The sequence below is a fragment of the Pseudomonas sp. LM13 genome, from assembly GCF_041381355.1.
In the GTDB taxonomy this organism is placed as follows: Bacteria; Pseudomonadota; Gammaproteobacteria; order Pseudomonadales; family Pseudomonadaceae; genus Stutzerimonas; species Stutzerimonas frequens.
Genome location: NZ_JACBXH010000001.1, coordinates 370,292 through 393,689, shown reverse-complemented (window position 1 = coordinate 393,689; position 23,398 = coordinate 370,292). Strand labels below are relative to the sequence as shown.

At 61.6% G+C, this 23,398-nt stretch carries 18 protein-coding genes; 15 read left to right on the top strand and 3 right to left on the bottom strand.

Annotated features, from left to right (window positions below):
* Nucleotides 1–35 precede the first annotated feature (35 nt).
* The 13 genes from glnE (at nucleotide 36) to HZR81_RS01765 (ending at nucleotide 15,940) form a co-directional block, all read left to right on the top strand.
* The gene (glnE, locus tag HZR81_RS01825) at nucleotides 36–2,981 is read left to right on the top strand and encodes a bifunctional [glutamate--ammonia ligase]-adenylyl-L-tyrosine phosphorylase/[glutamate--ammonia-ligase] adenylyltransferase (RefSeq protein ID WP_500127167.1); all 2,946 of its coding nucleotides are present in this window, start codon (nucleotides 36–38) and stop codon (nucleotides 2,979–2,981) included.
* A 48-nt stretch (nucleotides 2,982–3,029) separates the two neighbouring features.
* Nucleotides 3,030–3,953, top strand: coding sequence for a branched-chain-amino-acid transaminase (ilvE, locus tag HZR81_RS01820; RefSeq protein WP_063540792.1), 924 nt, complete (start codon nucleotides 3,030–3,032; stop codon nucleotides 3,951–3,953).
* 78 nt (nucleotides 3,954–4,031) lie between these two features.
* The gene (waaF, locus tag HZR81_RS01815) at nucleotides 4,032–5,066 is read left to right on the top strand and encodes a lipopolysaccharide heptosyltransferase II (protein ID WP_063540793.1); all 1,035 of its coding nucleotides are present in this window, start codon (nucleotides 4,032–4,034) and stop codon (nucleotides 5,064–5,066) included.
* Entirely contained in the window at nucleotides 5,067–6,068 is a 1,002-nt protein-coding gene (gene waaC / locus HZR81_RS01810; protein ID WP_500127166.1) for a lipopolysaccharide heptosyltransferase I, read from the top strand. It begins immediately after the preceding gene.
* Entirely contained in the window at nucleotides 6,068–7,189 is a 1,122-nt protein-coding gene (locus HZR81_RS01805; protein ID WP_500127165.1) for a glycosyltransferase family 4 protein, read from the top strand. The genes waaC and HZR81_RS01805 overlap by 1 nt, the downstream gene beginning before the upstream one ends.
* Before the next feature lie 256 nt (nucleotides 7,190–7,445).
* Nucleotides 7,446–8,261, top strand: coding sequence for a lipopolysaccharide core heptose(I) kinase RfaP (rfaP, locus tag HZR81_RS01800; RefSeq protein ID WP_102895568.1), 816 nt, complete (start codon nucleotides 7,446–7,448; stop codon nucleotides 8,259–8,261).
* Nucleotides 8,258–8,995, top strand: a complete 738-nt coding sequence (locus HZR81_RS01795) for a lipopolysaccharide kinase InaA family protein (RefSeq protein WP_500127164.1) — start codon at nucleotides 8,258–8,260, stop codon at nucleotides 8,993–8,995. Before rfaP ends, HZR81_RS01795 begins: the two co-directional genes overlap by 4 nt.
* A complete protein-coding gene (locus HZR81_RS01790; protein ID WP_500127163.1) occupies nucleotides 8,992–9,747 on the top strand; it encodes a lipopolysaccharide kinase InaA family protein in 756 nt (251 codons plus the stop codon). Before HZR81_RS01795 ends, HZR81_RS01790 begins: the two co-directional genes overlap by 4 nt.
* Nucleotides 9,744–11,195, top strand: a complete 1,452-nt coding sequence (locus HZR81_RS01785; protein WP_500127162.1) for a lipopolysaccharide kinase InaA family protein — start codon at nucleotides 9,744–9,746, stop codon at nucleotides 11,193–11,195. The genes HZR81_RS01790 and HZR81_RS01785 overlap by 4 nt, the downstream gene beginning before the upstream one ends.
* A gap of 82 nt (nucleotides 11,196–11,277) precedes the next feature.
* Nucleotides 11,278–13,032, top strand: a complete 1,755-nt coding sequence (locus HZR81_RS01780) for a carbamoyltransferase family protein (protein WP_500127161.1) — start codon at nucleotides 11,278–11,280, stop codon at nucleotides 13,030–13,032.
* The gene (locus tag HZR81_RS01775) at nucleotides 13,019–13,933 is read left to right on the top strand and encodes a glycosyltransferase family 2 protein (RefSeq protein WP_122075499.1); all 915 of its coding nucleotides are present in this window, start codon (nucleotides 13,019–13,021) and stop codon (nucleotides 13,931–13,933) included. The genes HZR81_RS01780 and HZR81_RS01775 overlap by 14 nt, the downstream gene beginning before the upstream one ends.
* 2 nt (nucleotides 13,934–13,935) lie before the next feature.
* The gene (locus HZR81_RS01770; protein WP_043942489.1) at nucleotides 13,936–15,081 is read left to right on the top strand and encodes a glycosyltransferase; all 1,146 of its coding nucleotides are present in this window, start codon (nucleotides 13,936–13,938) and stop codon (nucleotides 15,079–15,081) included.
* Complete coding sequence (locus HZR81_RS01765) at nucleotides 15,074–15,940, top strand: glycosyltransferase (protein ID WP_313482489.1); 867 nt, start codon at nucleotides 15,074–15,076, stop codon at nucleotides 15,938–15,940. The genes HZR81_RS01770 and HZR81_RS01765 overlap by 8 nt, the downstream gene beginning before the upstream one ends.
* Before the next feature lie 145 nt (nucleotides 15,941–16,085).
* Here HZR81_RS01765 and HZR81_RS01760 read toward each other — a convergent pair whose 3' ends face one another.
* Entirely contained in the window at nucleotides 16,086–17,933 is a 1,848-nt protein-coding gene (locus HZR81_RS01760; RefSeq protein WP_122075497.1) for an O-antigen ligase family protein, read from the bottom strand.
* A gap of 107 nt (nucleotides 17,934–18,040) precedes the next feature.
* Between HZR81_RS01760 and msbA the strand changes: the two genes are divergently transcribed.
* On the top strand, nucleotides 18,041–19,858 hold the full coding sequence (msbA, locus tag HZR81_RS01755) for a lipid A export permease/ATP-binding protein MsbA (RefSeq protein WP_043942490.1): 1,818 nt from the start codon (nucleotides 18,041–18,043) through the stop codon (nucleotides 19,856–19,858).
* A 91-nt stretch (nucleotides 19,859–19,949) separates the two neighbouring features.
* Nucleotides 19,950–21,371, top strand: coding sequence for a bifunctional D-glycero-beta-D-manno-heptose-7-phosphate kinase/D-glycero-beta-D-manno-heptose 1-phosphate adenylyltransferase HldE (gene hldE, locus HZR81_RS01750; RefSeq protein WP_500127159.1), 1,422 nt, complete (start codon nucleotides 19,950–19,952; stop codon nucleotides 21,369–21,371).
* A 366-nt stretch (nucleotides 21,372–21,737) separates the two neighbouring features.
* Here the strand turns inward: hldE and HZR81_RS01745 are convergent, their stop codons facing one another.
* The gene (locus HZR81_RS01745) at nucleotides 21,738–22,004 is read right to left on the bottom strand and encodes a helix-turn-helix domain-containing protein (protein WP_020305806.1); all 267 of its coding nucleotides are present in this window, start codon (nucleotides 22,002–22,004) and stop codon (nucleotides 21,738–21,740) included.
* Nucleotides 22,005–23,330: a type II toxin-antitoxin system HipA family toxin gene (locus tag HZR81_RS01740; RefSeq protein ID WP_037004355.1), complete on the bottom strand. Its 1,326-nt coding sequence runs from the start codon at nucleotides 23,328–23,330 to the stop codon at nucleotides 22,005–22,007.
* Between the last annotated feature and the right edge of the window lie 68 nt (nucleotides 23,331–23,398).

Genomic DNA, 23,398 nt, shown 5'->3' with positions numbered 1-23,398 from the left:
TCCATCGTATTCGCTGCTGTGAAGGAAACCTTCCAATGAGTCTGCCGTCGCTGGTTGCATTGCCGCCCTCACTCCTGCCTTTTGTCAGTCGTGCCGAGGAGTCGTTCCTCGCGGCTGCCGGCAACCTGTCGGAAGCGCTTGCGGCACGATGCCGCGCCTGGCTGACCGAGCATGGCGAAGCGTTCGCCCGGGTCTGCGCGGCGAGCGACTTCGTCAGCGAACAGGTTAGCCGAGATCCACAGATGCTGCTGCAGCTGGCCGAGCTGGGCTGGCTGGATCGGTCGCTGGAAGCCGGCGAACTGCGCGATGCGCTGAGCGAGCTGATCGCCGCCTGTGACAATGAAGACACGCTGGCGTTGACGCTACGGCGCTTCCGTAGCCGCCAGCAGGTGCGCATCATCTGGCGCGACCTGACTCGCCAGGCGGCCCTGGCCGAAACCTGTCGCGACCTCTCCGATCTGGCCGATGCCAGCGTCGATCTGGCCTATCACTGGCTCTACACCCGCCATTGCGAGCAATTCGGCGTGCCCACCGGCCGGCGCAGCGGTAACCCGCAGCACATGGTGATTCTCGGCATGGGCAAGCTGGGCGCCCATGAACTGAACCTGTCCTCCGACATCGACCTGATCTTCGGCTATCCGGAGGGCGGCGAGACCGTCGGCGCCAAGCGCTCGCTGGACAATCAGGAATTCTTCGTCCGCCTTGGTCAGCGGCTGATCAAGGCATTGGACGCCATCACCGTCGACGGCTTCGCCTTCCGAGTCGACATGCGTCTGCGTCCGTACGGCTCGTCCGGACCACTGGTCTACAGCTTCAATGCGCTGGAGCAGTACTATCAGGATCAGGGGCGCGACTGGGAGCGCTACGCCATGATCAAGGCACGGGTCATCGGCGGCGACCAGCAGGCCGGCAAGGAGCTGCTGGAAATGCTGCGACCCTTTGTCTACCGGCGTTACCTGGACTTCTCCGCCATCGAAGCGCTGCGCACCATGAAGCAGCTGATCCAGCAGGAAGTGCGGCGCAAGGGCATGGCTTCGAACATCAAGCTGGGCGCCGGTGGCATTCGCGAGGTCGAATTCATCGCCCAGGCCTTCCAGCTGATCCACGGAGGGCGCGATCTCAGCCTGCAGCAGCGTCCGTTGCTCGGTGTGCTGGCCACCCTGGAGGGGCAGGGTTATCTGCCGGCCGCGGCAGTGGCCGAACTGCGCGAAGGCTATGAATTCCTGCGCTATACCGAGCATGCGCTGCAGGCGATCGCCGACCGTCAGACGCAGATGCTGCCGGACAACGAGGTGGACTGTGCGCGGGTGGCGTTCATGCTCGGCTTCGACGGTTGGGCGGCCTTCCATGAGCAACTGCTGTACTGGCGCGGGCGCATCGACTGGCATTTCCGCCAGGTCATCGCCGACCCGGATGAGGACGAGAATGCCGAGGGCGAGGCGCTGGTCGGCGGCGAATGGCTGCCGCTGTGGGAGCAGGACTGGGACGAGGAGTTCGCCTGCCGCCAGCTGTCCGAGGCCGGTTTCCGTGATGGCCAGGGCGCCTGTCAGCGGCTCGCCGCGCTGCGCAACGCCAGCCAGGTACGCACCATGCAGCGTCTCGGCCGCGAGCGTCTGGATGCCTTCATTCCACGGCTGCTGGCGCAGGCCGTCGAGCAGGACGATCCGGATCTGGTGCTCGAACGCGTACTGCCGCTCGTGGAAGCGGTCGCCCGGCGTTCGGCCTACCTGGTCCTGCTGACTGAAAATCCCGGGGCGCTGCAGCGCTTGCTCGAGCTCTGCGCAGCCAGCCCGTGGATCGCCGAGCAGATTGCACGCTTCCCGCTGTTGCTTGACGAGCTGCTCAACGCCGGTCGTCTGTACAGCCCGCCGCTGGCGCCGGAACTGGCGGCTGAACTGCGCGAACGGCTGATGCGCATTCCCGAAGATGACCTCGAGCAGCAGATGGAGGCGCTGCGGCACTTCAAGCTGGCGCACCGGCTGCGGGTGGCCGCTTCGGAAATCGCCGGGACGCTGCCCTTGATGAAGGTCAGCGACTACCTGACCTGGCTGGCGGAGGCGATCCTGCAGGAAGTGTTGACCCTCGCCTGGCGCCACACCGTCGCGCGTCATGGTCAGCCACAGCGCAGCGATGGCACGCTCTGCGATCCGGCGTTCGTCATCGTCGGTTACGGCAAGGTCGGTGGCATCGAACTCGGGCATGGTTCGGATCTGGATCTGGTGTTCATCCACGACGGCGACCCCGCCGCCGAGACCAATGGCGCCAAGCCCATCGATACCGCGCAGTTCTTCACTCGCCTGGGCCAGCGCATTATCCACCTGCTCACCACCCAGACCACCTCCGGCCAGCTCTATGAAGTGGACATGCGGCTGCGCCCGTCCGGCGCTTCCGGGCTACTGGTCAGCTCGCTGGGCGCCTTCGAGCGCTACCAGAGCCAGGAGGCCTGGACCTGGGAGCACCAGGCGTTGGTGCGCGCGCGGGTGCTGGTCGGCTGCCCGCAGCTGACGGCCGACTTCGAACGGGTGCGCGCCGGTGTGCTGGGCCGCGAACGCGATCTCGAGGCGCTGCGCCGCGAGGTCAGCGAGATGCGCGCGAAGATGCGCGACAACCTCGGCACCCGCGCGACGCATGCGGGAACCGCCGAGCAGGCCTTCGACGCCGCTGCCGAGTTCAATCTCAAGCAGGACGCCGGTGGTATCGTGGATATCGAATTTATGGTGCAATACGCGGCTTTGGCGTGGTCGCACCAGCATCCCGAACTGCTGCGCTATACCGATAACATCCGCATTCTCGATGGGTTGGAGCAGGCCGGGTTGATGACCGGCGATGAGGTGCGGCTGCTGCAGGACGTCTACAAGGCGTACCGTGCCGCGGCCCACCGGCAATCACTGCAGAAGCAGCCCGGAGTGGTGAGTGGGGACCAATTCCACGACGAGCGTCGCGCAGTCATGCGGATCTGGCGCGAGCTGGGGCTCAGCTGAGCCCGCGTCGGGCTACCGAGCAATATCGAATTCTGAGGAGCTGGCAAGATGTCGATGGCCGATCGTGATGGCGTCATCTGGTATGACGGCGAACTGGTGCAGTGGCGCGATGCGACCACCCATGTGCTGACCCATACCCTGCACTACGGCATGGGCGTGTTCGAAGGTGTTCGCGCCTACAACACCCCGGACGGCACGGCGATCTTCCGCCTGCAGGCGCACACCGACCGCCTGTTCGATTCGGCGCACATCATGAACATGCCGATGCCGTACTCGAAGGAAGAGATCAACGAGGCGACCCGCGCCGCAGTGCGCGAGAACAACCTGGAAAGCGCCTACATCCGCCCGATGGTGTTCTACGGAAGCGAAGGCATGGGCCTGCGCGCCAGCGGTCTGAAGGTGCACGTGATCGTCGCGGCCTGGCACTGGGGTGCCTACATGGGCGACGAGGCGCTTGAGCTGGGAATCAAGGTGCGCACCAGTTCCTTCACCCGTCACCACGTCAACATCACCATGACCCGCGCCAAGTCCAACGGTGCCTACATCAACTCGATGCTGGCCCTGCAGGAAGCCATTTCCGGTGGCGCCGACGAAGCGTTGATGCTGGACCCCGAAGGCTACGTGGCCGAGGGCTCGGGCGAGAACATCTTCATCATCAAGGATGGCGTGATCTACACCCCGGAAGTCACCGCCTGCCTGAATGGCATCACCCGCGGCACCGTGCTGACCCTGGCTGCCGAGCACGGCCTGAAAGTCGTCGAGAAGCGCATCACCCGCGACGAGGTGTACATCGCTGACGAAGCCTTCTTCACCGGTACCGCAGCCGAAGTCACGCCGATCCGCGAAGTGGACGGCCGCGCCATCGGTATCGGCCGTCGCGGCCCGATCACCGAGAAGCTGCAGAAAGCCTACTTCGATCTGGTCACCGGCAAGACCAATGCCCACGCCGAATGGCGGACCCTGGTCAAGTAAGCCTGGCGCTGGAAGCCGGCAACGCATGACTCGCTTGCCGGCCACGCTTCCAGCCCCTCAGCTTATGGCTTAGAGCTTATGAACATACTGATCGTAGGACCCAGCTGGGTTGGCGACATGGTGATGGCGCAGACGCTGTTCGTCTGCCTGAAGCAGCGCCATCCCGACTGCCAGATCGACGTGCTGGCGCCCGAGTGGAGTCGGCCGATTCTCGAGCGCATGCCCGAGGTGCGCCAGGCGCTGAGCTTTCCGGTCGGGCACGGCGTGCTCGACATGGCGACCCGGCGTAAGGTTGCGCAGAGCCTGCGCGGTCAGTACCAGCAGGCGATCCTGCTGCCCAACTCCCTGAAGTCGGCACTGGTGCCGTTCTTCGCCGGCATCCCCAAGCGCACGGGCTGGCGCGGCGAGATGCGTTTCGGCCTGCTCAACGACATGCGCAAGCTCGACAAGCAGCGCTACCCGCTGATGATCGAGCGCTTCATGGCGCTGGCCTTCGAGCCGGGCGCCGAGCTGCCCAAGCCGTATCCGAACCCCTCGCTGCGCATCGACACCGCGACTCGCGACGCCGCCCTGGCACGTTTCGGCTTGAGTCTGGACCGGCCGGTGCTGGCGCTGTGCCCCGGTGCCGAGTTCGGCGAATCCAAGCGCTGGCCGGCGGAACACTTCGCCAAGGTGGCCGAGCTGAAGATCCGGGACGGCTGGCAGGTCTGGCTGTTCGGCTCGAAGAACGATCACCCGGTCGGTGAGCAGATCCTCGAGCGGTTGATTCCGGGGTTGCGCGAAGAGGCGGTGAACCTGGCGGGCGAAACCAGCCTGGCCGAGGCAATCGATCTGCTGTCCTGTGCCGATGCCGTGGTGTCCAACGACTCCGGTCTGATGCATGTCTCCGCCGCGCTCGGCCGGCCGTTGGCGGCTGTCTATGGCTCCACCTCGCCAGCCTTCACCCCGCCGCTTTCCGAGCAGGTCGAAGTGGTGCGCCTGGGCCTCGACTGCAGTCCCTGTTTCGAGCGCACCTGCCGCTTCGGCCACAACAATTGCATGCGCGAGCTGAAGCCGCGCGCGGTGATCGAGGCGCTGGATCGTCTGGTCCCTCAGTCGGTCGAGGTACGCTGATTGAAGGTCCTGCTGGTCAAGACCTCGTCGCTGGGCGATGTCGTGCATACCCTGCCGGCCCTGACCGATGCGCTGCGGGCGCTGCCCGGCATCCAGTTCGACTGGGTGGTGGAGGAGGGCTTCGCCGAGATTCCGGCCTGGCATCCGGCGGTGGCACAGGTGATCCCGGTGGCGATTCGTCGCTGGCGCAAGCACCCGCTGCAGACCCTGCGCAAGGGTGAATGGCAGCGCTTCAAGGCACGCCTGCGGGAAGGCCGTTACGACCTTGTGATCGATGCCCAGGGCTTGCTGAAAAGTGCCTGGCTGACCCGTTACGTCAAGGCTCCGGTCGCTGGATTGGACCGGGAGTCCGCGCGTGAGCCCATCGCCGCACGCTTCTATGACCGATGCTACGCCGTGCCGCGTGACCAGCATGCGCTGGAACGGGTGCGTCAGCTGTTCGCCCAGGCGCTCGCGTATCCGCTGCCGCAGGATGTTGCCGACTACGGCCTCGATCGCGAGCAGATGGCCGCGCCCAGCGACCAGCCGTACCTGCTGTTTCTGCACGGCACCACCTGGCCGAGCAAGCACTGGCCGGAAGCCTACTGGCGCGAGCTGGCCGAGCGCATGAGTGATTTCGGCTGGGCGATCCGCCTGCCGTGGGGCAATGCCGAAGAGAAGGCGCGGGCCGAACGCATCGTCAGCGGCATAGCCAACGCCGCGGTGCTGCCGAAGCTCAATCTTGCCGGTGTCGCCCGGGTCATCGCCGGTGCACGCGCCTGCGTCGCGGTGGATACCGGCCTCGGCCACCTAGCCGCGGCGCTGGATGTGCCGAGTATTTCGCTCTATGGTCCGACCTTGCCCGGGCGGGTCGGCGCCTATGGCCGCTCCCAGGTGCACCTGTGTGCCGGCGGACCGAACGCCGGTCGCGGTGACCGGCACAAGCCCTGTTTCGACGATCTGCGCCCCGAGCGCGTCGTCACCGAACTGAAAGCCCTGCTGCGGGCCCCGGAGTCCGTCTGATGCAACTGGCCTTCATTCTCTACAAGTACTTTCCGTTCGGCGGTCTGCAGCGCGACTTCATGCGTATCGCCCTGGAATGTCAGCGTCGCGGCCACACGATCCGCGTCTACGCGATGATCTGGGAAGGCGAGGTGCCGGACGGCTTCGAAGTGCTGATCGCGCCGGTCAAGGCGTTGTTCAACCACACTCGCAACGAGCGCTTCACCGCCTGGGTCGAGGCCGATCTGGCCAAGCGGCCGGTGGACCGGGTGATCGGCTTCAACAAGATGCCGGGGCTGGACGTGTACTACGCCGCCGACCCATGTTTCGAGGACAAGGCGCAGACGCTGCGCAACCCGATCTATCGGCGCTGGGGCCGCTACAAGCACTTCGCCGAGTACGAGCGCGCAGTGTTCGCGCCCGAGGCGAAGACCGAAATCCTGATGATCTCCGAGGTGCAGCAGCCGCTGTTCGTCAAGCACTACGGCACGCCCGCCGAACGCTTTCACCTGTTGCCGCCGGGCATTGCCCAGGATCGCCGCGCGCCGGCCAATGCCGCGCAGATCCGCGCCGAGTTCCGCGAGGAGTTCGAGGTGCGGCCCGACGAGCTGCTGCTGGTGCAGATCGGTTCCGGCTTCAAGACCAAGGGACTGGACCGCAGCCTCAAGGCACTCGCCGCATTGCCGCGCGAACTGAGCAAGCGCACCCGGCTGCTGGTGATCGGCCAGGACGATCCCAAGCCGTTCAAGCTGCAGGCCAAGACGCTAGGCGTTTCCGGCATGGTCGAATTCCTCAAGGGGCGCAGCGATATCCCGCGTTTCCTGCTGGGCGCCGATCTGCTGATCCATCCGGCCTATAACGAGAACACCGGTACCGTACTGCTGGAAGCGCTGGTCGCCGGGCTGCCGGTGCTGGTCAGCGACGTCTGCGGCTATGCCCACTACATCGCCGATGCCGATTGCGGCTGCGTGGTGCCCAGCCCCTTCGAGCAGGGCACCTTCGACCGCCTGCTGGCGCAGATGCTCGCCGACGACCAGCAGCGCGCCGCCTGGCGCCGCAACGCGCTGGCCTTCGCCGCCACGGCCGACCTCTATTCCATGCCGCAGAAGGCTGCCGACGTGATTCTGGGAGAGCAGGCATGAAGCCCATGGCCGGCACGCCTACGCGGCGGATGACCTCGGCTCGGACCTCCTACGAAAGCAGCTCCTGCGGGAGGGGCGCCCCCTCGGCGATACAGGCCGCAGGCCTGCCCAAGGGGCTCAAAAGTATCGCCCCGAGGTCGGGCCTCCCACAAAAGCGGCGAGCGCACACCGGGCCAGTGGGAGGCGCGCCCTCGCGGCGATTGCAGACCGTAGGCCTGCGCGAAGTGTTGAAGTATCTCCTACTCGCGGAGGCCATATGCGCCTGATGCTGGCGGAACCCTTCAAGACCCTCTGGCAGGGCAAGGACCCCTTCGTCGAGGTCGAGCGCCTCGAGGGCCAGGTCTACCGCGAGCTGGAGGGCCGCCGCACGCTGCGTACCGAGGTCGACGGGCGTGGCTACTTCGTCAAGATCCACCGGGGCATCGGCTGGGGTGAGATCGCCAAGAACCTGCTGACGGCCAAGGCCCCGGTGCTCGGCGCCGGCCAGGAATGGCGGGCGATCCAGCGCCTGCACGAAGCCGGCGTGCCGACCATGACCGCGGTGGCCTATGGCGAGCGTGGCGGCAATCCGGCGGCGCAGCATTCGTTCATCATCACCGAAGAGCTGGCGCCGACCATCAGCCTCGAGGACTTCTCGGCCAACTGGCGCGAACAGCCGCCGCCACCAGCGCTCAAGCGCGCACTGATCGCCGAAGTCGCGCGCATGGCCGGCACCATGCACCGCGCCGGGGTCAACCACCGCGATCTCTATATCTGCCACTTCCTGCTGCACACGGACAGGCCGGTGACGGCGGGTGATCTGCAGCTGTCGCTGATCGATCTTCACCGCGCCCAGGCCCGTAGCCAGACCCCGCGCCGTTGGCGCGACAAGGACCTGGCCGGATTGTATTTCTCGGCACTGGAGATAGGCCTGACCCGGCGTGACAGGTTGCGTTTCCTGCGCGGCTACTTCCAGCGGCCGTTGCGGGAGATTCTGCGCGAAGAGGCGGCTCTGCTCGCCTGGTTGCAGCGCAAGGCGCAACGGTTGCTGGCCCGCTATGGCCGCAAGTACGCGCCGGGAGCACAAGGGTGAGCACCTGGACGGTCGTCGATGGGATCAGTGCCGATGCAGCCCGGGCCTTTGCCAACCTGGACTCGGTGTTCGCGCTCGAAGGCGAGCCGATAGCGCAGGATCCGCTATCGGAGGTAATCCGCGTCGAACGCGGCGGGCAGCGCTATTACATCAAGCGCTACTGGGCCGCGGGGAAGGGATTGCGTCGCTACCTGGGGCGCCCCCGGGTCAAGGCCGAGTGGCAGAATCTCAAGCATTTCGAGCGCTGGGGTATACCCGTGGCACCGTTGGTGGCGTGGGGCCTGGAGCGTCGTGCGGGGCTTTTCGTGCGTGGTGCGTTGATCACGCTGGAGGTGCCGAATACCGTCGACATGGCGGCAATGGCGAAGAACAGCGATCCACGGCTGGCCGATCGGTGCTGGGTCGAGCACGTCAGCCGGCAAGTGGCGCAGGCGACGCGGACCCTGCACGATAATCGCTTTGCCCATAACGATCTGAAATGGCGGAACCTGCTGGTCAACGACGCTGGCGAGCTTTTCCTGATCGATTGCCCCTCCGGGGACTTCTGGTGGGGGCCATTCCTGCGGCGGCGCATCGTCAAGGACCTGGCCTGTCTGGATAAGGTGGCCAAGTACCACTTGAGCCGCACGCAGCGGCTGCGTTTCTATCTGCAGTACCAACGGCGCCCGCGTCTGACTTCGGCCGACCGAGCCCTCATCGATCAGGTGCTCGAGTATTTCGTGGGGCGGGAATGAGCGATCATTTTTCAGTGACCGACAGGGGAATTCTTCAGGCGCATGGGCTGGATAGCTTCGATGCGCTCTGGGCGTTGCAGCTCGATTCGGTGGATGCGCCAAATGTCGGCCGAGGTGGCTGGAGCAGCGTATTCCGCCTGGAATTGGACGAGGCGGCCTACTACCTGAAGCGGCAGAGCAATTACCTGACGCATACCTTGCGTCATCCACTCGGCGAGCCGACACTCGCCTGCGAGTTTCGCAATATCCAGCGCTATCGACGCCTGGGCATCCCGGCCTTGCGTGCGGCGTACTTCGGCGAGCGCCGCGTCGATGGTGAGCGCCGGGCCATTCTGCTGACTTGCGCGCTGGATGATTGGCGGGATCTATACGGCTGGCTGGGCCGTTGGCATGAGCTGGAGGCAGCGACGCGCGACCAGTTGTTGCAAGCGTGCGCAAAACTGGCACGGACCCTTCACCAGGCCGGGCTGCGCCATGGCTGTTTCTACCCCAAGCATATTTTTCTCCGTCAGGCTGGTGAGCGGTTCGAGGCCTGTCTCATCGATCTCGAAAAGACCCGTCCGCTGCTGTTCGGCCGCGCTGACCGGATCGTGGATCTGGAGGCACTGACCCGCCACGCGGGCGTCTGGAGCGAAGGCGAACAGCGACGGTTGATCGAAGCCTATCTCGATCATGGCGCCAATGACCCGGACATCGATTCCTGGCTGGAGAAAATGGCCGGTCGGCGGCGGAGCAAGGTGGCACGGACATGACATTGATGGAACTTGCACGTGCCGGGCGCTCGCCGGCATTGCCGCTGAGCGTGACGCTGCCCGGCGGAGAGCTGATATTGCGCCAATGGTTGCGTGTGCTGCCCGGGCAGCGCTATGTCGCCAAGGCCGAATGGCAGGGCCGTGAGGTGCTGGCGAAACTGCTGGTGGGCAACAAGGCCGAACGCCATTTCGGCCGTGAGCGCGGTGGTGCACGGCTGCTGGCCGAGCAGGGAATGAATACGCCCGCACTAATCGCCGAGGGCTTTTCCGCAGGCCAGGGCGGCTGGCTGCTGTTCGACTACCTTGCCGGCGCGCAAAGTCTGGAGCAAGCCTGGCACGAGGTGGCGCGGCAGCCATTATTGTCCGATGCGCAGCAGGCTGTGCTCGGCGAGGCGCTGGGTGCGATCGCTCAATTGCATGCCCGAGGACTGTGGCAGGGCGACCTGCATCTGGACAATCTGCTGCGCCATGACGGGCGGCTGTATCTCATCGATGGCGGCGGCGTGCAGGCGCAGACCCCGGGCAAGCCGCTGGCGCGCGACAAGGTACTGGAGAACCTGGGCGTTTTCTTCGCTCAACTGCCCACTGGCCTCGAGCCCCATATCGAGGAGCTGCTCGTGCATTACCTTCTGGTCAATGGCGAGCATGCGCTCCCCCTGGAGGCATTGCTGCGGGAAATCGCCACCGTCCGGAAGTGGCGGTTGCGCGATTACCTGAGCAAGCTCGGGCGCGACTGCTCGTTATTCAGTGTGCGCCGCGGCCTCGGCGGGCTGCGCGTGATTCGGCGCGAGGACGAGCAGGCACTATACGAACTGCTGGCTGCCCCGGATGCGGCTATCGAGGCGGGCCGTGCCTTGAAACTGGGCGGCAGCGCCACCGTGGCGCTGGTCGAGCAGCCCGCTCGGCAACTGGTCATCAAGCGCTACAACATCAAGGGTGTTCTTCACTGGCTCAAGCGCTGCTGGCGGCCGAGTCGCGCCTGGCACAGTTGGATCGAAGGCAATCGCCTGGGCTTTCTCGGCATCGCCACGCCCCGGCCGTTGGCGATGCTGGAGCTGCGTTGGCTCGGCCTGCGCCGGCGCAGTTATCTGATTACCGAATACACCGCCGGCGAGGATATAATCACCCGTTTTCAGCCGTATCTCTCCAGCACGCCGCCCGAACCCGAGCTGTCGGCGCTGGACCGGCTGTTCGAAGCATTGCTGCGTGAGCGTATCAGCCACGGCGATATGAAGGGTACCAACCTGTTCTGGGAGCAGGACCGCTGGGCGTTGATCGATCTCGATGCTGCGCAGCAGCACAGCAGCAATGCCAGTTTCGCCCGAGCCTACGCCAAGGATCGGGCGCGCTTTCTACGCAACTGGCCAGTCGATTCGGCGCTGTATCGGCTGCTGGACGAACGAATACCTAAAAGCAGCTTCAAGCGGCAAGCTTCAAGCTGCACGTAAAGCCCCATGGGGCAGGACAATAACCGCTGTTGCTTGAAGCTTGTTGCTTGAAGCTTGTAGCTGCTTTCAAGAGGCATTACCCGTGGCATTGACGATTCTCGGCCTTTCCGGCTCCCTCAGTCATGATCCCTCCGCCGCTTTGTACATCGACGGCAAGCTGATCGCCGCCGTCGAAGAAGAGCGCTTCGTGCGCGACAAGCATGCCAAGAATCGCATGCCCTACGAGTCGGCCAAGTTCTGCCTGGAGCAGGCCGGCATCAAGCCGTCCGACGTCGACGTGGTGGCGATTCCCTTCGCGCCCATCAGCATCTTCGAGAAGGCCCGCTGGCACTACGCCAAGCGCTACTGGTACGCGCCGGATCGCGCGCTGGATGCCATTCTCATGGGCAACCGTCGCTACCATCGCTACAAGAAGCGCATCCAGTGGTGCCTGCAGCAGCTCGGCTTCGACCTGAAGAAGGTCAAGCTGCAGCCGGTCGAGCATCATCTGGCCCACGCCTCCAGTGCCTACCATTGCTCCGGTTTCACCGAGAAGACCGCCATCCTCGGTATCGACGGCAAGGGCGAATACGCCACTACCTTCTTCGGCTGGGGCGAGAACGGCAAGATCCACAAGATCAAGGAGTTCTACGATCCGGACTCGCTGGGCGGCCTGTATGGTGCGATCACCGAATACCTCGGCTTCGAGATGCTCGACGGTGAGTTCAAGGTCATGGGCATGGCGCCCTATGGCGACGCGGCCAAATACGATTTCTCCCGTCTGGCCAAATTCGAGAACGGCGAGCTGACCATCAACACCGACTACGCCAACGTCATCGGTTTCCGTCGCTACAAGGAAAAGGGCAAGGGTTACTACTTCTCGCCCAAGCTAATCGACTGGCTCGGTCCCAAGCGCGAAGGCGACATCGCCGACGATCCCTACATCCATTACGCAGCCAGCATGCAGGCGCTGTTCGAGAAGCTGGCGCTGGAGATGATGGATTACTACCTGGGCGACATCATCAAGCAGACCGGTAAGATTGCCTTCGCCGGCGGCTGCGCGCTGAACGTCAAGCTCAACCAGAAAATCATCGCCCGGCCCGAGGTGAAGGAGCTGTTCGTTCAGCCCGCTTCCGGCGACGCCGGTACCGCGGTGGGTGCCGCCGCCTACGTCTCCCACCAGCGCGGCGTGTCGGTGGAAAAGATGGAACACGTCTACCTCGGCCCGTCCTACAGCAACGAGGACGTCATTGCTGCCTGCGCCCGCCACCCCAACAAGCCGGTGTGGCAGAAGATCGACGACGTCCCCGAGCGCATCGCCAAAATCATGGTCGATGGCAACCCGGTCGCCTGGTTCCAGGGGCGTATGGAATTCGGTCCGCGCGCCCTCGGCGGCCGCTCCATCATTGGCTGCCCCAGCGTGCCGGGAGTGGCCGACCGTATCAACGAGCAGATCAAGTTCCGCGAGCGCTGGAGACCCTTCTGCCCCTCGATGCTCGATACCGTCGCGTCGCAGATGCTCAAGGTCGACCATCCCAGCCCCTTCATGACTTTCACCTTCGAGGTCAATGAAGGCTGGAAGGAGCGTGTCGGCGAAGTCGTCCACGAAGATGGCACCTCCCGCGCCCAGGTGCTCAAGCGCGAATACAACCCGCGCTGGTACGACCTGATGCTGGAGCTGGAAAAGCTCACCGGCAACGGCGTCTCGCTCAATACCTCCCTCAACCGCCGCGGTGAGCCGATGATCTGCTCGCCGACTGATGCGTTGAATATGTTCTATGGGTCGGATCTGCAGTATCTGATCATGGAAGATATCCTCGTGGTGAAGGAAGAGAAGAGCGGGTATGACGTCCTCTGAAACGCTGATCAGCGTCGTCATCCCGACTTATAACTATGCGCTGACTCTGCCACGTGCAGTGGAGTCTGTGTTGGCGCAACTGGATGAAGCCGTCGCAGAACTGATCGTGATCGATGATGGTTCGAGCGATAACACGCCGCAGGTAATCGAAACGCTTTTGGCCAGTCAGCCTGGGCGGTTCCGAGCGCTGCGCAAGGAGAATGGTGGGTCGGCATCGGTGCGGAATAGAGGCATCCGCGAAGCCAGGGGGACGTATCTGGTTTTTCTCGACGCCGATGACGAGATGGCTCCCGGGGCGCTGGAAGCGCTGGTGCAGCACATCGAGCGGCACCCCGAGACGCGTATGGTCATCGGTGGTCACGATGCGATCTTGAGCAATGGCAAGTGTCGCTCCTATACCCCTCCCACTCTGCCGGAATCACGCCTGGACAGGCTGCGTGGTTACCTGCTGGACAAGCGGTTCGCGTTGTCCAACGGAGCCTGCGCCATGCATTGCGAGGTGTTTTCGCGCGGTGGCTATCCCGAGCAATTCCGTAGTGCAGAAGATATCCCGGTATTCAGTCAGGTGCTGGCCAATTATCCGTGCACAGTGCTGGCGCAGCCCCTGGCTGTGATTCACAAACATGACGACAGCCTTCGACATCAGTTCAGTCATGCCAAAGCCGGAGGATTGGCATTGGTTGATGAGGTCTTTTCACCGCAACGGTTGGACGAGGAATTTCAAATATTGAAAAAGGAATTTGCCGTGCAGCGATGCCTGTCGTTGTTTCGCAGCGCTTATTTGGCGGGTGATGCTGGCGCCGCCAAGGAGTACTTTCGTACGGCGTTACGGCATGACCGCCGTGTACTGTTGAATGTTTCCTATGCGCGCAAGGCGCTGCGGTTGTGGCTGGGCAGTTAGCAATGACTCGTAAGATCAAAGTTTTACAGCTGCAGAATCGCTATAACGTCAATGCTTCGGATCTCGCCGAACAGGTAATTCAAGGGTTACCGACGCAAACCTACGAGGTGACCACCGTATTTCTGCGTGGCCGACCAAAACCTGGCGAGCCTGAAAGCCGGGCGGCACGCTCGGTGTATTTCGACTTGAGCAGCGCTTCGACCAAGGGGCTGCGTCTCAAAGCACTTTGGCTGCTGTACAGGCATTGTCGTGCTCAGGGCTACGATGCGGTCATTGCACATCGTTTCAAGCCTATCAATATGATGATGCTGCTGAATCTCGTTCTGCGCATACCAGCCTGTGTCGGGGTCTTGCATGGCCTTGGCGAGTATGATCGCCCTTATCGCCGCTGGGAAAGTCGCGCCTTGATCAGTAAGGCTTGGCGAATGGTGGGAGTTTCCCGCGCTGTTTGCGATGACTTGATCAACAGCGGTGCGGGCTTCAAACCGTATAACGTTCGGCAGATCAACAACGCTATCGATATTTCTCGCGCCGAACGCTTGCAACATCCCAAGCCGCAAGCACGGCAGTTGCTGGGCTTACCCGAGGATGCGTTTGTGATCGGTACCATCGGACGCTTGGTTCCGGCCAAAGGGCATGTCCAGTTGCTGGAGGCGTTCAGCGAGATAAAGGATGATTATCCTCAAGCGCTACTGGCCATTATTGGCGAGGGACGCTTACGCCAGGAAATGGAGGCGATAATCCAGGCTCGCCAGTTGGGCGGGCGGGTACGTTTGCTGGGGGCAAAGGACGATGCCCTGCAATATGTCAGAGCCTATGATGTTTTCGTGATGTCTTCTGTCAGTGAAGGCTTGCCTCTGGCACTGCTTGAGGGGATGAGTGCCCGCTTGCCGGTTGTCGGCTCGGATATCGACAGCATGCGACCAATTCTGGAGGACAGTGGTGGGCGTACTTATCCTGCTGGCCAGCCGATGTTATTGGCGGAGCGGTTGCGGGAGATTGTTTTGCTGACACCCCAGGAGCGCGCAAAAGAGGGGCAGCGAACATACGAGTATCTTTGTCGGGCGCATGCTATTGAGGATTTTCGCAAGCAGTACCGAGATCTGCTCGAAGAAATGCTGAGTAATGGAAAGCGGAACCATGAGTGATCTCGATTTCCCACTCGTAACGGTGATTATCGCCTCGTACAACCACGGGCCTTACATCGAAGAGAGCATTCTGAGCGTTCTGCAGCAGACATATCCAAATATTGAGCTGTTGGTCGTGGACGATGGTTCGAGGGATGACAGCGTCGAGCGAATTCAGCGCTTGCAGGAGAGATACGAGTTTGATTTTCGTACTCAGCCCAATCAAGGCCTTGCCCGAACGCTGAATGATTGCATTGCTAGAGCTCAAGGAAATCTGATCGCGCCACTTGGCTCGGATGATGTGATGTTGCCGGGGCGTATCGCCACTCAGGTGGCTTATATCCAGGACAAGCCAGAGGTAGGGATCTGCGCGGGAAACATCCAAACGATCGATGCCCAAGGCAATATCATTCAAAGGCGCTGCCGAGTCAGAGAGTTTCGTCGGTTGGACTTCAATGCGATGTTCAACGCAACGGATGTCGGGCCTCCTGCTCCGACATTACTATTTCGGCGCGAAGCGCTGGAAGCGGTAGGGGGCTTTGATCCGGAGATACGTCTGGAGGATTTGCAGGTCGAGCTGAAAATTACCCATGCAGGCTTCTTTATCGATGTATTGAGCGACGTCTTGGCGAAATACCGAGTTCATGGTGCCAATACATACAAGAATCGGCGCTTCATGGTGGAACAGGTGATGGCAACCTACGCCTGTTTCCGAGATCATCCTGACTACCCGAATGCTTGTGCCAAGTTTCTGAATTCCATGCTGCTCAAGTGTGCTAATGACGATAAGGTGTTAGCGCGGGAATTGCTGCGGAAATTACCGCCACGCTACTGGGATATGAAAACGCTACGTGGACTAGGGCGTTTGTTTCTCAATTGAGTGGGGCGGGTCCGCGCAAGCGGAAAGTGGGGCCAATCGTCAAAGCAGAATATGGTGGAATTGCTCTAATTCCGCTCTGAAAAAAAAGGCTCAAAAAGCGGTTTCAAGCAGCGCTCGGCGCTGCTCTTCCGAACTGCCATGACGCTCACGAGGCACTATGACTGATGGTGCGTAGTCGCTGCTCCAACTTTCGGGCGGCTGGTTGGCCGCATCGATCGGCATAGCCTGAAGCCAGAGCGGAAATATGTTGCACTGTCAGCCAATGGCTATCCTCGCTATAACGCAGCATGTGCGTGAGGTTGCGGCGACGCTTCCAAGGAGAAAGTGCGTGCTGAGCGATCGTCATGTCGGCAACATCGATCAGGGCCAGTCTTCCGTTCGGCTGCATCAGCACATTGCCCAGGTGAAGCGAGCGAAAGTAAACGCCTAATTGATGGAGCTGGCCGAGAAAGGTGCCAAATTGGCGAATATCCTCTTCGCGCTCCTCATCTCCCAAGCTTCGCCAACGATTGCGCAACGTATCACCAGGAAGTGGTCGATAAATTATGCCGTCCAGTTTGGCTGCGGGTACCCGGACGAAGCAATCAATTAGAGGGGCCGCCACGCCAAGCGATTGCAGCTGTTTGGCGTTGTCGGCGAAGCGGCGCGACGGGGGAGACCAAAGTGCTGAAGAGACCATGCGCTTGCGTCGAAACAGCTTCAGGTAATTGCCATCCGCCAGCTCTGCGACCTTCACTCCGTGACCATCTTCTTCAATGATACGGGCAGTTTGTAGCAGCTCATTGAGCTGGCTTCTGCTCAAGGTTCTGCTCCGTGGAGCTTCTTGCCGCAAGCTTATGGAAATTGCAGTGATCAATGAGAGAGGTATCCAGATGAGAAACCAGTTTTCATTAGGACGGGAAAGAAAGTTGCTTCCTTCGGTAAGTCCCGCAGCCAGGCCATAAACCACCAAGGCTGAAGCCAGCTGGAGACTGGCATGATGCTGTTGGGAAAGACAGCGGAAGAATGCTAGCAGGTACATCAATAGCCAAAGAGCAAGTCCTACTATTCCCAGCTCCAGAAGTACTGCTAACTGAACGTTGTGCGGATCCGTCAGAGTAAATCCGAGTTCGGCTATATCGAAGCCGAACTCCGCACCATAGCCATGGCCGATCCAAAAATGATCGGAGGCCTGCCGTATGGCATCGCTCCATAATTCAGGGCGGAAGGAAAGCCCTCTCTGGAGCAGTATTTCCGGCATCAGCACAATACCTGCAATCACGGTGATGATTACTGCTGCCACCAGATACAGCGCACGCCGTCCGGCCAGCGCTACCATCCAGAAACTCGTCAAGGCCATCGCCATCAGAGGAGTACGCGAGCCGGTTGCCAGCACGGCCGCCAGTAGCGGAATCGTGAAAATGATTGAAAGCCAGGATGGGCAGTCGCGATCCGTTAACCAAACCGCCACCCAGTAGGTACAGAAGAAACCAAACACATGGGAAGAGAGAAGAGGGTTGGACAAGGCGCCTGTGCCGATCATGCGGTCTTGCTCTGGCCCGCTCAGGAACATGGCTAGGCCGACCAAGGCTGCAAGCGAGGCCAGCATCGCAGCAAAGCGTAGTGCCTTAAGGAGGTGGTCTTGATTCTTCAGCGCTATGATCGCGCAGGCTGCGAACATCATGAATACGTAAATCGGGCGCTTCGCGAGCCCGCTTGGATCGTCTTCGCTGCTAGTCCACGAGAGGCTCAGTAACAGCCAGGCTGCCAGAGCCAGAAAAGCCAGTATGACTGGCTCGCGAAGCACAATCAGCCAGTAGCGTGGGCGGACGATGAGAGCTATTAGCGCGGGTGCCGCCATCAATCCATAGTAGAGCTTGGTATACGAGCTGGTATCGTCCAGCCAGAACAATCCAGTCAGAAGTGCAACGTAACCAACGATTAGCCAGCGGCGAGCGATGAACTCGTCTAGAGAGTGTGCAGAAGGAAGTAATCTCGTCACAGTGAAAGTCATTCGGCTATTGCTACGGAGCCGGCATGGTAAAGCAATAGCGTGAGGAGAGGCAGCCGCAGCTGTATGGTAATCTCTCTCGCCTTTTTCAAACGTTGATACGTGGACGCATGCCAGATCATCAACCCAGCGCTAGCCAGTCTTCCAGCCTGAAGATTTACCTTCGCTTGCTCGGCTACGTAAAGCCTTACGTCGCCCTATTCATGCTGAGTATTCTCGGCTTCCTGATCTTTGCCTCTACCCAGCCCATGCTCGGCTACATTCTCAAGTTTTTCGTCGATGGACTGAACAATCCGGACGCCAGCTTTTTCGCCCAGGTGCCCCACCTGAACGAGCTGGAATGGCTGGCCGAACTGAAATTGTTGCAGGCAGTGCCGTTGCTAATCGTGCTCATTGCACTGTTGCAGGGCATTGGCTCGTTTCTCGGAAACTATTTCCTGGCCCGTGTCTCGCTGGGGCTGGTTCACGATCTGCGCGTCGCGCTGTTCAACAACATGCTGACGTTGCCCAATCGTTATTTTGACAGCCACAACTCCGGGCATCTGATTTCGCGCATCACCTACAACGTGACGATGGTCACGGGGGCGGCGACCGATGCGATCAAAGTGGTGGTGCGCGAAGGCATGACCGTCATTTTCCTGTTCGGCACGCTGCTGTGGATGAACTGGAAGCTGACGCTGGTGATGGTGGCGATCCTGCCGGTAATCGGCGTGATGGTATCCAGTGCCAGCAAGAAATTTCGTAAGCAGAGCAAGAAAATCCAGGTGGCGATGGGCGATGTGACTCATGTGGCATCCGAGACCATCCAGGGCTATCGCGTAGTGCGCAGCTTTGGTGGCGAGGCCTACGAGCAGACTCGTTTTTTGGCTTCCAGCACTGATAACACTGCCAAGCAACTGCGCATGGTCAAGACCAACGCAGTCTATACGCCTTCCCTGCAGCTGGTGATTTACAGCGCAATGGCGTTGCTGATGTTTCTGGTTCTGTTGTTACGCGGAGATGCATCGGCAGGTGATCTTGTGGCCTACATCACTCTGGCAGGCCTGTTACCGAAGCCGATCCGCCAGCTTTCGGAGGTCAGCTCGACGATTCAGAAGGGCGTAGCGGGTGCGGAGAGCATCTTCGAGCAGTTGGACGAAGCTGCTGAAGTGGATGTCGGCACAGTGGAGCGTGACAAGGTCAGCGGGCATTTGGAAGTGCGTGGTCTCGGCTTCGTCTATCCGGGCACTGACAAACAGGTGTTGCACGATATCAGCTTCACGGTCGAGCCCGGGCAGATGGTGGCGCTGGTCGGTCGTTCGGGTAGCGGCAAGTCGACACTGGCGAACCTGATTCCTCGTTTTTACCAGCATGATCAAGGGCAGATTCTGCTGGATGGTGTAGAGGTCGCGGACTATAGGTTACGCAACCTGCGGCGGCACATCGCGCTGGTTACGCAGCAGGTCACGCTGTTCAACGACACTGTTGCCAATAACATCGCCTATGGCGATCTGGCCGGCGCGCCGCTGGAGGATATCCAGCGCGCCGCCCGCGATGCCTACGCTGAAGAGTTCATCCAGCAGATGCCTCAGGGTTACCAGACGCAGGTCGGGGAGAATGGCGTGCTGCTTTCCGGCGGCCAGCGTCAGCGCTTGGCCATCGCCCGTGCGCTGTTGAAGAACGCGCCGGTACTGATTCTGGACGAGGCGACCTCGGCGCTGGACACCGAATCCGAGCGTCACATCCAGGGCGCGCTGGATCATGCGATGACGGGGCGCACCACATTGGTCATCGCTCATCGCTTGAGCACCATCGAGAAGGCTGACCTTATCCTCGTGATGGAGCAGGGCCGTATCGTCGAGCGTGGCACCCATGCCGAACTGCTGGTCGCGAACGGAGCCTACGCCGGCCTGCATGCCAAGCAGTTCAAGGATGAAGACGACGCCTGACTGATGGCTGGCCAGACCGCAGACTTGAATGAACTGGTCGGCTTCATGCTGGTATGCTTTGCACCGTTTTTTCTTCCGCTCCGGAGCCACCATGAAGCTGACCATGCCCCGTTTCGATCAAGCCCCCGTTCTGGTGGTGGGTGATGTGATGCTCGACCGTTACTGGCATGGTGGCACGTCGCGGATTTCGCCGGAGGCACCGGTGCCGGTGGTCAAGGTCGAGCAGATCGAGGATCGTCCCGGTGGTGCGGCCAACGTCGCACTGAACATTGCGGCGCTGGGCGGGCCGGTTGCGCTGGTGGGGGTGACCGGTGAGGACGAGGCGCGGCAGAGCCTGGCCGACAGTCTGGCTGCTGCGGGTGTGCAGGCCTATTTCCAGCGCATCGAGCATCAGCCGACCATCGTCAAGCTGCGGGTGATGAGCCGCCATCAGCAACTGCTGCGTATGGATTTCGAAGAGCCGTTCGATACCGACCCCGCAGCGCTGCTTGCCGAGGTGGAGGGGCTGCTGGCCGGGGTCAAGGTGCTGGTGCTGTCCGACTACGGCAAGGGCGCGCTGAAGAATCATCAGATGCTGATCCAGGCAGCTCGCCGTCGGGGCATTCCGGTGCTGGCTGATCCCAAGGGCAAGGATTTCGAGATCTATCGCGGCGCCTCGGTGATCACACCGAACCTGGGCGAGTTCGAGGCGATCGTCGGCCAGTGCGCCGATGAGGCCGAACTGGTGTCCAGGGGGGGCGAGCTGATGCGCAAGCTGGAGCTGGGTGCGTTGCTGGTCACCCGCGGTGAGCATGGCATGACGCTGCTGCGTCCCGAGCATGCGCCGCTGCACCTGCCGGCCCGTGCCCGCGAAGTGTTCGATGTCACCGGTGCCGGCGATACCGTCATTTCAACCCTGGCCGCTGCGATTGCTGCCGGCGAGGAACTGCCACAGGCCGTGGCACTGGCCAACCTGGCCGCAGGTATTGTGGTCGGCAAGCTGGGCACCGCCTGCATCAGCGCGCCGGAGCTACGCCGCGCGGTGCAACGCGAGGAAGGCTCCGAGCGTGGCGTGATGACCGTCGAGCAGTTGCTCACCGCGGTCGAGGATGCCCGCGCCGAGGGCGAGAAGATTGTCTTCACCAATGGCTGTTTCGACATCCTGCATGCGGGCCATGTGACCTATCTCGAGCAGGCCCGTGCCCAGGGCGACCGGCTGGTGGTGGCGGTGAACGATGATGGCTCGGTGAGCCGCCTCAAAGGCCCCGGCCGGCCGATCAACTCGGTGGACCGCCGCATGGCGGTGCTCGCCGGTCTGGAAGCGGTGGATTGGGTGGTGTGCTTCGCCGAGGACACGCCGGAAAACCTGTTGGCCCAGGTCCGCCCCGATGTGTTGGTCAAGGGCGGCGACTATGGCGTCGACCAGGTGGTCGGGGCCGAGCTGGTCAAGGCCTATGGCGGCGTGGTGAAGGTGCTGGGGCTGGTGGAGAACAGCTCGACCACGGCCATCGTCGAGAAGATCCGCAAGGCGTAGGGCGGGTGAAACCCGTACTACGGCTACTGCTTTGTGAAAGGGCCCGCCCCGGGGCGATGCTCTTCAGACTTCAGACTTCAGACTTCAGACTTCAGACTTCAGACTTCAGACTTCAGACTTCAGACTTCAGGCCTTTGGCAGTCCTGCGACCTGTATCGCCGAGAGGGCGCGCCCACTGGGTTCGGTGGTGCTCGCTGCTTTTGTGGGAGGCCGCGCCCGCTCCCGGCGGGTCTGCGGCATTCATCACATCCCCGTGGATTGCCCGGCCTCGGGGCGATGCTTTTGAGCTTCAAGCTTCAAGCGTCTGGCAGTCCCGTGGCCTGCACTCGCCGCGTGCCTCGTATTGCAGCAGTCCCAGCATAGGTATCAGCGCTGAGGCTTCGGCACGATGCCGACCTGCATGCCGAAGGGGCCGAATACGCTGTTCAGGGTGTGCACGGTCGGATTGGCTTCATCGTGCTCCAACTGACGCAGAGCGCGCAGGGAGAGTTTGCACATCTGGGCGAACCTGGCCTGCTGCAGGCCGGTGATTTCCTTGCGGAGCCTGCGGACGGCTTGTCCGATGGTGATATCGCCGGATGCCAGTTGAGTCCGTATCTCCGTCAGGATGCGGTCGCGCTCTGTGATATCCATTCAGGTAAGCCTCCATCTGGCGAGTCGTTGAGGAAGGCTGCGTAGCGCGATACGTGGATGATTCATGGTCGCCAGAGGCAGGCCTTCGTCGGTCAACAGGTCGGGCAAGGCCATGAAGTCACGTGCGGCTGTTCTGAGCCGCTCGAACAGTTCTTCGGCATCGGCCCATATGCCTACCTCTTCGCAGGCCTTCCGCCAGTCTACCTCGCCAGCCAGCTCAATGGGCTGCGGCCACTTGGTTGTGCGTGTTACGCCTTCATCGTCCATGACCATGGGGGCCAGGTCATATATAGGGGCCAGCTTCACGCCTTTGTCCATGCGTAGAATCGATGTATTGCGACCATGGTTGTCCGAGTTGCCCAAGATCAGGTTCAGCAGGTCGCGCCGCAGGTATTCGAACACCAGATCGCCGACCTGCTGACCTTGACCCACGCTTTGCCATAGCTCGACGAGGTGTCGCAGTACATTGGTGTGCGACATATAGCTACCGGGCTCGGTCACGCCCGCCAGTGAATACATGGACTCGACAGCAGTCCGGACGACCCCATCGACGGTGACGTTGCGATCGAAACGCTTCATCCACAGGCTGGGCTTGCGCCCCTCTTCCAGCGACAATCCTTCAGCATCGACGGTATCCAGCCCCAGTTTCTGAAGGCCTCGGTAGAAGCAGAATTCGCTGCGCAGTATTTCCTGGTCAGTCTTGCTGGCCCGGTTGCGTGCGAATTTTACGAACCAATGCCGAGCGGCTTCCGCGTCAGGAAGAGCTGCATCGGGGTGCAGCGCTCCCCGTCGGTCTTCGGTCAGTAGCAACTTGGGCGCTTCGCCGCCTGCGCCAGTGGCGCCGCCGATGGCTGCTCCCTGTTCGTAGGCGTATTCCAGGAAACGCGAGTCGCGGCTGATGACTTCCTCCCGCGAGAAGCCCAGCATCGGGCTATTGGCGATGGCATCCGCCGCCTCCTTGATGCGCAGATTGCCGACAGGTGCGGGAGTGCAGCGACTCAGTAGGAAAAGATCAAGATCCAGATCCCCGGGGCGCTCGCCCCCCAGACGTTTGAGCAGGGAACGACGAGCCGCTCCGGCGGGCAGGATGTCGAAGAGAAAGGAGGGGGCATGGGGAAGGCGCCAGAGATCCCAGCCCAGGGGTAACGTGGCGCTGACCGCATTGCTCAATCTGCTACCCATGACGTCCAAGGCATCAACCAGATATGCCTGCTTGTATCCATACGAGCAGGTGCCCTCCAGCCCCAACGTGGGTTGCTCGAAGGTCAGTTGCATGGCGTCGTGCCATGCGTGGCCTGTATGAATCTGTAGGGTGAGCGGGTACATGTCTGCTACCGGCATTTTACTGCCTTAAAAGTAGCCTTCATCTCGCTAAAAGGCAATAAATTACCTTT